The organism is Moraxella bovis, from assembly GCF_002014975.1.
GTDB lineage: Bacteria > Pseudomonadota > Gammaproteobacteria > Pseudomonadales > Moraxellaceae > Moraxella > Moraxella bovis.
Genome location: NZ_MUXV01000003.1, coordinates 1 through 13,173, shown reverse-complemented (window position 1 = coordinate 13,173; position 13,173 = coordinate 1). Strand labels below are relative to the sequence as shown.

The 13,173-nt window shown below is 45.6% G+C and carries 10 protein-coding genes and 1 pseudogene; 7 read left to right on the top strand and 4 right to left on the bottom strand.

What is annotated here, in order from left to right:
• Positions 1 to 546, top strand: a pseudogene (locus tag B0182_RS14130) (hypothetical protein); the annotation flags it as partial.
• Between the two features lie 18 nt (positions 547 to 564).
• Here the strand turns inward: B0182_RS14130 and can are convergent.
• Positions 565 to 1,188: a carbonate dehydratase gene (gene can, locus B0182_RS01055; protein WP_078273174.1), complete on the bottom strand. Its 624-nt coding sequence runs from the start codon at positions 1,186 to 1,188 to the stop codon at positions 565 to 567.
• Between the two features lie 196 nt (positions 1,189 to 1,384).
• Here can and B0182_RS01050 point away from each other — a divergent pair, with 196 nt between their 5' ends.
• On the top strand, positions 1,385 to 2,221 hold the full coding sequence (locus B0182_RS01050) for a Crp/Fnr family transcriptional regulator (RefSeq protein ID WP_078273173.1): 837 nt from the start codon (positions 1,385 to 1,387) through the stop codon (positions 2,219 to 2,221).
• Position 2,222: 1 nt separating this feature from the next.
• On the opposite strand, the gene narL is transcribed toward B0182_RS01050, so the two are convergent.
• Together narL and B0182_RS01040 are read right to left on the bottom strand one after the other, a co-directional pair.
• The gene (gene narL / locus B0182_RS01045; protein WP_078273172.1) at positions 2,223 to 2,882 is read right to left on the bottom strand and encodes a two-component system response regulator NarL; all 660 of its coding nucleotides are present in this window, start codon (positions 2,880 to 2,882) and stop codon (positions 2,223 to 2,225) included.
• A gap of 94 nt (positions 2,883 to 2,976) precedes the next feature.
• Positions 2,977 to 5,040 carry a type IV pili methyl-accepting chemotaxis transducer N-terminal domain-containing protein gene (locus B0182_RS01040; RefSeq protein ID WP_143821633.1) on the bottom strand — a complete coding sequence of 688 codons (2,064 nt, stop codon included), beginning with the start codon at positions 5,038 to 5,040 and terminating at the stop codon, positions 2,977 to 2,979.
• A gap of 316 nt (positions 5,041 to 5,356) precedes the next feature.
• On the opposite strand from B0182_RS01040, the gene B0182_RS01035 reads away from it, so the two are divergent.
• Together B0182_RS01035 and B0182_RS01030 are read left to right on the top strand one after the other, a co-directional pair.
• Complete coding sequence (locus B0182_RS01035; RefSeq protein WP_078273170.1) at positions 5,357 to 6,619, top strand: MFS transporter; 1,263 nt, start codon at positions 5,357 to 5,359, stop codon at positions 6,617 to 6,619.
• A 164-nt stretch (positions 6,620 to 6,783) separates the two neighbouring features.
• Positions 6,784 to 7,452: a glutathione S-transferase gene (locus B0182_RS01030; RefSeq protein ID WP_078273169.1), complete on the top strand. Its 669-nt coding sequence runs from the start codon at positions 6,784 to 6,786 to the stop codon at positions 7,450 to 7,452.
• A gap of 6 nt (positions 7,453 to 7,458) precedes the next feature.
• On the opposite strand, the gene B0182_RS01025 is transcribed toward B0182_RS01030, so the two are convergent.
• Entirely contained in the window at positions 7,459 to 8,439 is a 981-nt protein-coding gene (locus B0182_RS01025; protein WP_078273168.1) for an NAD(+) kinase, read from the bottom strand.
• 240 nt (positions 8,440 to 8,679) lie between these two features.
• On the opposite strand from B0182_RS01025, the gene B0182_RS01020 reads away from it, so the two are divergent.
• The 3 genes from B0182_RS01020 to B0182_RS01010 all read left to right on the top strand — a co-directional run bounded on the left by B0182_RS01020 (position 8,680) and on the right by B0182_RS01010 (position 13,037).
• Complete coding sequence (locus B0182_RS01020) at positions 8,680 to 9,402, top strand: Bax inhibitor-1/YccA family protein (protein WP_078273167.1); 723 nt, start codon at positions 8,680 to 8,682, stop codon at positions 9,400 to 9,402.
• A 262-nt stretch (positions 9,403 to 9,664) separates the two neighbouring features.
• Positions 9,665 to 11,410, top strand: a complete 1,746-nt coding sequence (locus B0182_RS01015) for a phospholipase D family protein (RefSeq protein WP_228157805.1) — start codon at positions 9,665 to 9,667, stop codon at positions 11,408 to 11,410.
• Positions 11,411 to 11,648: 238 nt separating this feature from the next.
• A complete protein-coding gene (locus B0182_RS01010) occupies positions 11,649 to 13,037 on the top strand; it encodes an MFS transporter (protein WP_078273165.1) in 1,389 nt (462 codons plus the stop codon).
• Positions 13,038 to 13,173 lie beyond the last annotated feature (136 nt).

Sequence of the window (13,173 nt, the reverse complement as noted above, 5' to 3'; positions counted from 1 at the left end):
GGCAATCAAGAAATTGGCAAAGCGGTAAATAATTCTCAATCAATCAATGACATCAAGCCATCAGGACAGATAACCAAAGAGCAGTTAAATAATGAACTCATGCCACAGCAGGTAGCGTTGGCAGGCGAGTGGACACCAGAGAAATGGGATTATTGGGTGGCGGTGGCACGCCGTGAGCATAAGCTCGATGCCGATGAATTGGCGATGGTGAGTCATGCGATGATGGCGGGGCAGATAGATGGCGACTGTCAGCTGTATGTGCCTGAGCATAATAAGCAGATTTTTTCAAGTTTTAAGAGCTTTGCCAAAAAATTTGGTCAAGATTTTGCAAATGGTCGCTTGTGTGATGAGATGCCACTGCTGTCCCAAAGCGAATTTGCTCATCTTGCCACGCCTGTACAAAAACAAAAACAGCGAGATGAGCAGGTATTAGCCATCGCCAGCAATCAGTTGTTAAACAGCCCTGTCTTACAAAGCCTGTATCGAGGCAACTTTATCAATGATGACAATGCCATCACGTCGGTGCGACTGACGTTAAATGAGTAGAAGTGAGCAGGGCGGTTGCTACACTTCATACACAAAAGCGTCTTTTAGCTGACTAAAATCATTCACACTTACCTGTAGGTCATGAATCAAACCGTCTTTTAACCCATAAATCCAGCCGTGTACGGACAGCTTTTGCCCCCTGTGCCATGCGTTTTGGACGATGGTGGTGTGGCAGACGTTGGTTACTTGGCGTTTGACATTAAGCTTGCACAAAAGGTCGGTTTGCTCATCGATGTTTAGGTTGTCAAATTTATCCAAATATTGATAATGAATACCTTTTAATGAGCGTAACCAATTATCAATCAGTCCAAACTCTTGGTGCGACAGTGCCGCACGCACTCCGCCACAGCCATAATGACCGCAGACGATGATATGCTCAACCTTTAACATGTCCACGGCGTATTGTAGGGCGGACAGTAGATTCATGTCGGTGGCAACGACCATGTTTGCCACATTGCGATGGACAAACAGCTCCCCTGGCATGAGCCCGACCACTTCATTGGCAGGGACACGACTGTCAGAACAGCCAATCCAAAAATAATTCGGCGACTGCTGACGGGCAAGACTGGGAAAATAATCAGGGTCACGAGCGGAGAGACTCTCTGCCCAAAAACGGTTGGATTCTAATAAGTCGGATAACATGATGGCTCCAAATGCATTAAACTATACTATTAAAATAGCACATTTATCAAGCGTTACCATACCAATAACCGCCAAAGTCAGTAGGTAAAAACTAGCCAAAAGGGGTAGGTTGCGGTTTTGGTCTGTGCTTTTGGAGAATATGGCAGGCAGGCAGGGCAGGGTATGATAATGCCACTTATTTTGTATAGCTGACATCATGAAATCTGCCGAACACACCAAAAAAGCCTACCTTGATATCCTACAAACACACCCTTTATTCGCTCTGCTGCCCCAATCTGAGACGGGGCAGGCGGTCAAAGATGAACTGCTTAGCCAAGTGGTAATTCATGAATACGCCAAGGGTGAGCTGATTTTCATTCAACATAGTGTGGTTGAAAATTTGTATTTTTTGCTAGATGGGCAGGTGATGTGTCATCGTGAACTGCCAAGCGGGCAGGCGTGCTTGATTGCCAGCTATCATGAGATGGGGCTGATTAACGAGAGCGTGCTGTGGGGTTTGGAGACAGATGATTATCCCAACTTTGGCACGGGCATTCATCGGGTTGGGCAGGTGGATGATGTGGATGGGAAAATCCCTAGCAAAGCCAATATCGCCACACGTCATTCCAAACTGCTCATCAAAGAGCGGGGTATTCATCAGCTGACCGCCACCGCCAAACAGCCGACCATTGTGGCGACGTTGCCAGTGCAGGCTTATTTTGAGAGCATTGCCAGCTTTGATTTGGGCAATCTCATCATGTGGTTTTGTGATACCATCAGCAAACGCATGTACTATCATCTCATCAGTAGCGACCTGCTTGCCTTTGTTCAAGCCAAATCCAAACTTAGCTACTATTTTCTTACTCATTATCCTGTGGGCGTACCGTTTGAGTTGCCGTTTAGCCAAAAACAGTTGGCAGGGCAGATTGGACTGCGTCCTGAGACACTCTCTCGCACCCTAAAAGAACTCATCAGTGCAGGACTTATCACTAAACGCAAGTCGCAATACTGCCTGATGGACGCCGAAGGGTTATTGGCACTCGTGAGCGAGTAGACTATTTATCCAAATGCCCGACCGCCCATACCGCCGCTTCGACACGAGTACGCAGACCGATTTTGGCTGGGATGTGCTTGACGTGGACTTTGACGGTGGATTCGGCAATGCCCAGTTTGTTGCCTATCATCTTATTACTCATGCCGTCTCGTATCATGTACAGCACTTGGAGTTCACGGTCGGTTAGGTCAAGATTGCTCTCAGGTTGGGCAGGTTTTCGCATGGCGGCTGCCAAAATAGGGGCAAGGGCAGGGCTGATGACAAGCTCGCCACGCAGGATACGGCGGATATTGCCAATAATCTCATCAGGCTCCATGTCTTTTAATAGATAGCCGTCCACGCCCAACGCTAGGGCATCTTGGACGTCTTTGATGTTGTCAGAGACGGTAAATAGTAGCACTTTGCCGTCAATTTGGCGTTCTCGGATGGCTTTTAGGGTTTCAAGTCCGTTCATCACGGGCATGTTGTGGTCTAGCACAATCAAATCCACGCTCTCATCTTGTAAAAAGCTCAACGCTTCAATGCCATGATTGGCTTCCCCTGCCACTTCAATATCCATCTCTAAGGATAATAAGTCCGCCACACCACGCCGTAACATGGGGTGGTCATCAACAATTAATAGGCGGGCAGGGCTGGTGGCGGTATAGATTTTTTGGCTCATGATAATATCTTTGGCTGGTTGGTTGGGTGAAATCGGTTAAGTTAAATAAATAATCGGTTTAATAAATGTGACAGAATACCCTATTATACCCCATTTATGACTCCGATGTTTTACCAAATTCATCATCGAGTTCATGGGTAAGCTCATAAGTGGCAGCACTGATTTGTTCGGCAGTCCATTCTTTGAGCTTAGGTTTGGGGCGTGGACTTTTTAGCTTTTTTAAGAAAAATTGGGGCAAAAAGCGAACGAACACTTCGGTGCCTGTGGGACGAGTTGGCTCGGTGCTAATCGTACCACCTAGACTCAACGCCCGCTCGCCCATGGTGCTAAGCCCGTAGTGTTCAGGTTTTTCTTTGTCACTTTGACGAATGCCAATGCCATCATCACTGATACGCAAGATGACTTCATAACTGATGCTGTCTTGGTAGAGCGTGATGTTAACGTTCTTGGCGTGGGCGTGCTTGTGGACGTTGGACAGGGCTTCTCGGGTGATTTGCAACAAATCCACCTGCTCGGACGCAGATAGGTTTAGGGTTAATACTTGGTTGTCAAAGTTGATGTTAAATCCGCCTTTGGCTTCAAACTCTTTGACCGTTATTTTTAAGGCGTCATTAAAATCGCCTCCATCCACTTTTAGGCGGAAGGTGTTTAATAAGTCCCGTAGCTGGACATAGGCGTGACTGGTGCCGTCATTTAGGTCGGTGCGGACTTTGTCTTGTTTTTGATGGATTTTTAGCAAAGTTTCTTTGTTTTGTAAGTTTGGCTCTTCGGCAAGCAGTTTTTTCTCTTGTTCGCCTAGGGTTTTTAGCATGGCGGACTGGATTTTTAGGTGCGACAACGTCTGGGCGATGGAGTCGTGCAATTCACGGGCAAAGGTGTTACGCTCTTCGGACAGCAGTAGCTCTTCGGCTTGCTTTTGGCGTTGGTTTGACATAAAGGTCAAGGCGATGAGCTGTGCCAGCATGCCAAGCAGGTCTTGCTCGGACAAGCCATTATCGTCGCTGATGTTCAGTAGGGCAATGCGGTTTTTTGCCACGGGGCTGACAGGCTCACGCACCAGTAGCTCACCCCAGTTGGTATCAGTGCTTTTGATGGGGATGATACGGGTGTGCGTGTCGGTTTTTAGGTCGCAATACTCGCAGTCGTCAGGCGTACAAAAGTCATGATGTTTACGCTCCGATAGGCTCATGATGACATTATTTTCAAAATTTTGCCCATGAATGCACAGCGACAGCTCCGTGTTGGGCAGTAGGCGGGCGAAATTTTGAATGAGTTCATGAAGCTCTTCGGTGTTGAGATGGTGCGTGGTGGCGATTTTCTCAGCAAAATGGTACAGGCTGTATAGAGCCTTGTTGCTTTGGGTGAGATGGTGTGTTTTGCGTTTGACTTCGGCTTCAAGCTCGGCTTGGTGGTTTTTGATGAGCGTCAGCATGGCAAAAAACGCGTCCGACAGCTCGTTTAGCTCTTGATAGCCTTTGATGTCCATCTTGCCCGCTTGCATGTCAAGCGATTTGCCTTGCCTAAAATGCCGAGCAGTGGCAGTTAGGTTTTTTAGGGGGGCTAAAGCATTGCGGTGTAGCTCCCACATGCCGACCAACATTACAAAGGTGATGAGTAGTAGCGAGATGATTTGGACGTGCTGTTGGTGTTCTTGGCGGTACTCGTTGCGTTTGCCGATAGCGTCCACCAGATGATTGACATCATCCAAAAATACCAAAAAATGCTGATAAAATGCCGTGCTGTCGCTTTGTTCTAAATTTGGTAGTAAGGTGTGTTCCCAATCATGGCGGATTTTGGTGAGAGCCTTATCAATGTCGCCATGTTTATTGCTGTTCTTGGCTTGGTATAGGCTTAGTTTGTCAAGACGGGCGGTCATGTCGTCTGCCAAGATGGGGTTTGGCGTGTGGGGTGAATTTGGGTTTGCCGACAGTGCCAACTCATGATTGATGCGGTAGGTTGCCATACGGATGGAACCTGCGTCATTGATCGCTTGGGCGTCCTTTTCGGCGGTATTGGCAAGATAAAAACTGTATGTGGAAGCGGTCAAAATCGTACAAAAAATAAACGCCACCGCCAAGCCTGCACGCCGTGTCATGGAATGCCCGACTGTGGTCGGACTTATCCAATGGGCAAATTGTTTTAATAAGGCAAGTGGCACGAGCTATACTCCCAAAAAGTTCATGACTAAAAATAATGAATGATTTTTAGTAAAATTGATCAGCTACTTTTTATAAGTAATTGAAAAAAAGGTATTTTATAAGCGATAAACCCAGATTAAGCCATACTACCAAAGAAGTAGTTGGCTATCATATAAAAATTTTGCCAATAAAAACTTGATTATAATCAAGGATTTTTTAATAAAATTTCACTATGATAACAACAATATTGAAACATCTCTTTAACAAACTTGGCGATGGTAGGTAGGACAACTTTATCATTAGCCATGCCAATTATACCTTAATTAAGGGGGGATTATGGCAACCGAAAAATCAAAACAACTGCTGGTCTTGATATCATCAACCATCGCATTTACCGTCTGCTTTATGATTTGGATGATGTTTGCGGTGCTTGGCATTCCAATCCAAAACGCACTTGACTTATCCGAAACCCAATTTGGACTACTCGCCGCCACGCCTGTCTTGACAGGCTCGCTTGTTCGCTTACCGCTTGGTATGATGACGGACAAATATGGTGGTCGCATTGTGTTTTTTGCTCTGATGATAGCGTGTGTGGTGCCGATATTTTTGATGAGCTATGCCAATGCTTATTGGCAGTTTTTGGTACTGGGTCTGTTTGCAGGGCTGGCAGGCGGGTCGTTCTCGGTGGGGATTGCCTATGTTGCCAAATGGTTTGAAGCGGAGCGTCAAGGCTTTGCCATGGGTGTGTTTGGGGCAGGTAATGCAGGCTCGGCACTGACCAAGATGGTAGGCCCTGCGATTATTGTTTACGGTGGCTGGCAGTTTTTACCAAAGGTGTATGCAGGCATTATGCTCATTACTGCCATCGGCTTTTGGTTTATGTCGTTTGACAAAAAAGAACACCGCTCGGCAAGTAACGCCAGTTTCGCCAGTCAATTGGCGGTACTAAAAGACCCCAATGTGTGGCGTTATAGTCAGTATTATTCTATTGTCTTTGGCGGTTATGTCGCCCTTGCCTTGTGGATGACCAAATACTATGTCAATGAGTATGGATTTAGCCTACAAACGGCAGCGTTTTTGGCGGCGTGTTTTAGTCTACCAGGGGGCGTTTTGCGTGCGCTCGGTGGGTGGCTGTCGGACAAATACTCAGCCCATACCGTAACTTGGTGGGTGCTTTGGGCGTCATTTTTGTTCTTGTTTGTTTTGTCTTACCCACAAACAAGCCTTGTGGTGCAAACGGTGGACGGTGAGCGGGCATTTCATATCGGACTAAATTCTACTATCTTTACCATCTTGATTTTCTTATTGGGCATTGCCTTTGCCATCGGTAAAGCGTCCGTGTTCAAATACCTGTCGGACGAATACAAAGACAACATGGGGGCAGTCTCTGGCGTGGTTGGTCTGGCAGGGGGCTTGGGCGGATTTATCCTACCCATCATGTTTGGGGCGGCGGTGGATATAACAGGCGTACGCTCATCGGCATTTATGATTATGTTTGGCGTGGTGTGGGTGAGCCTTGTGTGGATTTATATCTCAGAAGTCAAACCAAAAATGGAAGAAGGTCATCAGGCGATGTTAAAGATGAAAAATAAATCATAAAACATCGGCTAATAACCAACCATAAAATCAGGCGGTCTTGTGATGGGTCGCCTGATTTTTGTTTGTGTTTTGGATGGGGGTTTGGTATGATGGCACCAAGTATCAATGAACTTGGCAAGATTGAAATTAAGGCGGTATCAATCATGCCCTAACAGGAAAACCCCATGCTCACTCTTCATCATCTTAACCAATCTCGCTCGTTTCGTATTTTGTGGCTATTGTGCGAACTAAACGCCTTATATGGCACGCCCTTTCGTGTCATCAAACACAACCGCACCAAAAGCCACCTTGCCCCAAAAGAGCTAACAGAAATTCACCCCATGGGTAAAGCCCCGATTTTGGTGGATGAAACCCGTGGGCGGACGCTTGCCGAGTCGGGCTTTATCATTGAATATTTATTGCGATATTATGACACGGACGGCAAATTATCGCCCGCTGATGAGGCGTGGGAGAACTATACGTTTTGGTTGCATTTTGCCGAAAGCTCGCTCATGCCTAACTTGGTCATGCGATTGGTATTTGCTAAAATCGTACAAAAGTCGCCATTTTTTATCCGTCCTATCATCAGGGGTGTACAAAAGGGCGTTGAGAAGTCTTTTATCTCGCCTAATGTAGATAAGGCATTAGCCTTGCTTAACGAGCATTTGGCAAGTCGGCATTATCTGTCAGGGGCAGGGCAGGGGGTGTTTGGTGCTGTGGATGTTCATCTGCATTTTGGCATTGCTCAGATGAAAAAATCGGGTGGGTTGTCTGATAAATGGATGCATGTCCATAACTGGCTAGCATACTGTGAATCTCGCCCCAGTTTTGAGATGGCACAAAGTTATGAGTAGTAAGCCCTACTCATCTTTTAATGAAAATTCTTCGGTATATAAGCTCCAATTAAGCTTGGTGCGACAGGCTTGATAAAAATCCACGTCCAAGGGGTGCAGTAGGATTAGGGATTTGTCGTGCTTGGTAATGAGTAGGGTTTGGTCGTTGTCTAGCGGTACGCTTGCTTCGCCGTCAGAGCTGACCATGGGCTGAGTGCGGTTGTCTTTGTGGATTTTGATGGTGATTTTACTGGTGCCTGCAACCACGATGGGGCGACTAGACAGCGTGTGCGGGTGCATGGGAGCCAGACAAATGGCATCTAGGCTTGGATGAATGATAGGGCCTCCTGCTGAGAGCGAATAGGCGGTAGAACCTGTTGGGGTTGCCACAATCAGCCCATCAGCATGCTGACGATAGACGTCAATGTCATCAATTTGCAGTTTAAAATCAATGGTATGCACCGATTTACCTGCGTGTAGCACCACGTCATTTAGGGCATAGCTTTCATGAAACACTTGCGTGTTGCCGTCATCATCTCGCCCGAGCACCTGCATTTTTAACAAAAAACGCTCATCGGTATGATACTCGCCAGCAAAGACTTCTGATAGCTCGGTCTCCAAACGCTCAGGGTTGATGTCCGCCAAGAACCCCAGTCGCCCACGATTGACCCCGAGTACTGGCACGCCCGTTCCCGCCAAGAGAGAACCTGCCTGCAAGATAGAGCCGTCGCCACCGACCACCATGACCAAATCACAATGCCCGCCCATGCGACCACGTGGCACGATTTTGATGGGGCTGTCATCTCTGTCAAAATCGATGTGTATGCCGTCAATGCTGGCGGTACTGGTGTCAATGGTGATTTCTAGCCCCCACCCTGACAGCAGGTTAATGAGTTCATTTAATGTGGCGGTAATGCTTTTTTTGCCAGCACGCCCCATGAGTCCAATGCGTTTAAAATGGCTCTTTTGGATATTAAAAGATGTCGGTGAAATGGCGGTCTCGGTCATGAAGGCTGATTGTCTTTAAAAAATAAAAAGTATATGATAACCAAACTCCGCCCAGACTACAAGTAAAAACCCATAAAGCTTGTAAATGATGCTACCATCCCCATTAATCAAAAAAATACCCATGTTGAGTTATCAAAACAGTAAAAATACTTGATTTTTAAAAGTAAATATAGTATAAAACACCAAATTGTTTTAATTCTCAATTTATCAATCTATTCTTAATTTTATATAAGGAAAATTATGGCAAACCCTATTGTTAGTCGTACCGAACTACTGGCAGGTGATGTACCGATGACGGTCAATGGTGTGGTCAAAAAGACCGCTCTGCTACTTGGCATTTCTGCTGTTTCGGGCTTTGGAATGTTTTTCTTTGCTTTGATGAGTGGCATGTCATCAGGGGTATTAATGGGCTTGGCAGTGGTTGCCATGCTGGTTACCATGGGTCTAGGTCTCGCCACTGCCTTTAAGCCACATCTGGCCAAAACACTTGCTGTGCCTTATGCTCTGCTAGAAGGCGTGTTTATCGGTGTTGCCTCTGCTTTTGCCTTTTATAAAGCCCCAAGCGTGCCACTGCTTGCCTTATCAGCAACTTTTGTTACTGGGGCGGTCATGCTGACCCTTTATACTACGGGCATCATTAAAGTGACCGAAAAATTCCGCTCATTGGTGGTATCTGCCTCTATCGCCATCATGATTGTTTATGCCATTCAGTGGATTATGTCGCTGGTGTTTGGTAGCTCGATCCCACATCTGTTCGGTGGCGGTATGATTGCCATTGGGTTTAGTGTTTTTACCACGCTCATCGCTTCTTTCTTTTTGTTAATTGATTTTAAAAACATCGAAGATGGTGCCATGTATGGCGTGAACAAAGAGTTTGAATGGGTCTATGGCATTGGCGTGTTAGCAACGCTGGTGTGGATGTACGTTGAATTCTTACGCTTGATTGGTTATTTGCAAGAATAATGCTCTGCCAAAACAACAAAAAACGCTCTGATGTCAGGGCGTTTTCTTATGGGCAGTTTTGATGAGAAATAATTAACACTTCCCCAATTATTTGTTATAATTTACTTCAATCTCAACTTAAAATTACAACTTATTGATTTTTTGATGATTATTTTCGGGTTGTGGGGGCGAATTGCAATTTGTCCTTGATAAATCAATTACTTATACAAAGTTGAGAATGGGGTATAATTTGCCAATTTTAATAAAGCATGGGTTTATAATAATGACTTCTCGTATGTTGATTATGGTGGGGCTAGGCACTGTTTTGCTAGGCTGTCAATCATTGCCATCCACACCGCACCTTCCTAAAAGCACCGAGCTGACCGAGCGGGTGCATTTGGCACATGAAGCGTTACTTGCCAAGCGCTTGAATAATCAAAGCAATCACAGTCAGGCTTATCTCAACCAGCGAGATGATGACCCAGATGCAGGTTTTTTGGGCAAAGAAATCAATCGGCAGACAGATGCTCCGTCTCAAGAAGAGTTGTCTTTGAGTACCATCATTGATGAGCAGACAGAATACCACCCCACGCTATCGGGATATTATCCCATCACCACAGGAGCGAATGCGTTTGCATCGCGCAGTATTTTATCTGACATGGCAACTCACACCATTGATGTACAGTACTATATCTGGCATGATGACGAAGCGGGATTTTTGATGCTAAAGGACTTGTGGCAAGCGGCAGAGCGAGGTGTGCTTGTTCGCTTGCTTTTGGATGATTTTAATGGCAATCCTAGGCTTGATGAACAGCTTGCCTTGTTTGCTAAGCACCCTAACATTGCTGTGCGTGTGGTAAACCCCTTTACCTATCGCTGTTATAAATTCATGAATTATCTGACATCGCCTGTGCGTATTAACGTGCGTATGCACAACAAAAGCATGACTTTTGATAATCACATCAGCATCATCGGTGGGCGTAATATCGGCAATGAGTACCTAAACAACCATCAAAACAACCACTTTGCTGATCTAGATGTTCTGCTTATCGGCGAAGTGGTGGGCGACATTACCAAAAGTTTTGATGAATACTGGCAATCGCCAACGGCTTATGATATTGAGACACTAGTATCAACAGACAAAAAGCGACCCCACCAGTCGGCGATGGCGGTATTTAGTAAGGATAACGACGATGGCTTAAATGCCACTAAAAATGAGCGAGCCTTGCGTACCTACCGCAGTGCCGTGGCGAGCAGTACCATTGGCAAGGATTTGCTCAATAAAAATGTACCATTTCGCTGGGTTGATATGAAATTTTTGGCGGATGATGTGGCAAAGCTCAACACTAAAGTCAAAAATGAAAATCCCAAAGACGGTCACCTGGTCAGTAAACTTCGCCATGAACTCGGTCGCCCCAAAGAACGCCTAAGCATCATCTCATCGTATTTTGTTCCCACCAAGGACGGTGTGCGTACACTGACCACCCTTGCCAAAGATGGTGTAGACGTGAGTATACTGACCAACTCATTTGATGCCACTGACGTGGGCGCGGTGCATTCAGGATATGGGCATTGGCGTCAGGAGTTGTTGTCAGCAGGCGTGAAGATTTATGAGTTAAAATCCACGGCTAAAAACACCAAAGAAGATGAAAATAAACTATGGCGTACCAAACGCATGACCACCACCAGTCTGCACGCCAAAGCCTTTGCTGTGGATAATCATAAAGTGTTTATCGGTTCGTATAATATTGACCCACGTTCGGCAAACATCAACACCGAGCTTGGTGTGATGATTTATGATGAAGAGCTGGCGTATCAGCTTCACAATGCTCTAAATAATGCTGGCGACCAAGAAAATTCGGTCATTTTAAACCAAGTTTATGAAGTGCGTTTGGTGAATGGGGAGCTTCAGTGGCGAACCTTAGAACAGGGGCAAGAAGTGATTTTTGATAAAGAGCCACACATGAACACCCCTGAGCGTATTGGTGTATCATTCATGAGTTGGCTGCCGATAGATTGGCTATTGTGATTGCTTATGTCTAGGGCGTGCCTGCCATTGATAACATGTTTGCAAAATACGATGAAAATTTGACAATTTTAAGCAATTCTTGCAGGAAAAACGTGCGATTTTTATCATTTTATTGCAAATACCAAAAACAGGCACGTCCTAGATGGCTGAATGTTAATTTTAACAAAATACATAAAAATTGTTGCTATTTTAAGCAGTTTTTAGTACATTATACAAAAATAGTACACAAATATTTACAATGCCACAAGCTACCTTATCCTCTCATCATATCCGCCTGATTGCCACGGTCGCTTCGGTGACCATGTTGGCATTTTTTGATTATGCCTTGGTGTTTTATCTCAAAGAGGTGATTGCTGACAATTTCTTTGGCGGGCGTGAAGTGATGTGGTTGTATTCGATGCAGGCGGTGGGACTGTTTTTAGGGGCATATATCGCCCACCCTATTGGCGGGTTTTTATTGGGACAATATGGTGATGCCAACGGCAGGCGAGCGGTCTTATTCTTGAGCTTACTGGGCTTGACTGTGTTTACTTTTATCATTGCAGTACTGCCAACCTATCATCATTTGGGGGTGCTTGCTCCGATTTTATTTATCGTTGCTCGCTTTGGGCAGGGGTTGGCTTACGGGGGTCAGATTCCGTCTGCCTTGGTGCTACTTACTGAACAGTTGCCCATGAGACGAGTGGGGCTTGGGTGCAGTTTTGTTGTGGTGGGTGTTTTGATCGGGGTGCTTTTGGTGAGTCTGCTGTCCAGTTTTTTGGCAAACATTCTAAGTTATGCAGACATGCTCAGCTATGGGTGGCGGATCCCTTTTGTCATTGGTGGTGTGCTGTCAGCATCATTGCTGTTGTCGCTACACACTTTAAAAGAAACCTCCATCGATGTGCAGACCAAAGACCGCCATGCTGAAGCTGGACATACGCTCAGTGCCATGAGTTTTGATGGATTAACTAAGACTCAAATCCAAGACTTAGCAGATGCTAATATTTTTCATGATGACAAACCCCAATCCATCCAAAAATCATCTTTAGTTCAAATCATCACCAAAAATCGCCCATCCAGTCTTATCCCTGCTGTACTAATATCATGGATTATGCTGAGTGTCTTTATTGTCATTGCCATAATAATGCCGATGCTACTTAACATTAGCTTTGCGGTGTCGGAGAGTATTTTGGTATTCGGATCGGGTCTTGCGGTCTTTTTTATGATGATTGGCTGTGCGTTTTATGGCTATTTGATGGATAGGGTGAATGTAGGTAAAGTGATGATTTTCGGCGGTATATTCTTTATCGTTAACACATCACTGTTTTTTGTCCAGTTGGGGTTTGGTAGTGATTTGATGCTACTGTGGTTTGCTCTGCTTGGTTTTTCAGGGGGTATGATTGCCACGCTGCCTGTGGTCTTGGTGCGACTGTTCCCCAGTAAAATCCGCCTAACCAGCATTGCCTTAACTTATAATGTCACTTATGCATTGGTGGCAGGTGGTGTGCCGTCACTGTTGGCATTTGCCACGTTTCATCTACCACTTGCCCCTGCTTTATATCTCTTATGGGTGGGACTTCTGACGATATTTTTAAGTTTTTATATCTATTATCTGCCCAGAAGCGAGCGAGACATCGCCAGATAATCATGTGGCAGTCATGTGACAGTCATGTAGCTTTATCCATCACAAACTCCACAAACACCCGCACAATCGCAGACGGATAACGCTTTGAAGCATAGAGCATAAACAAATCGGCCCTGGCCCAAAAAGTATGCTACAC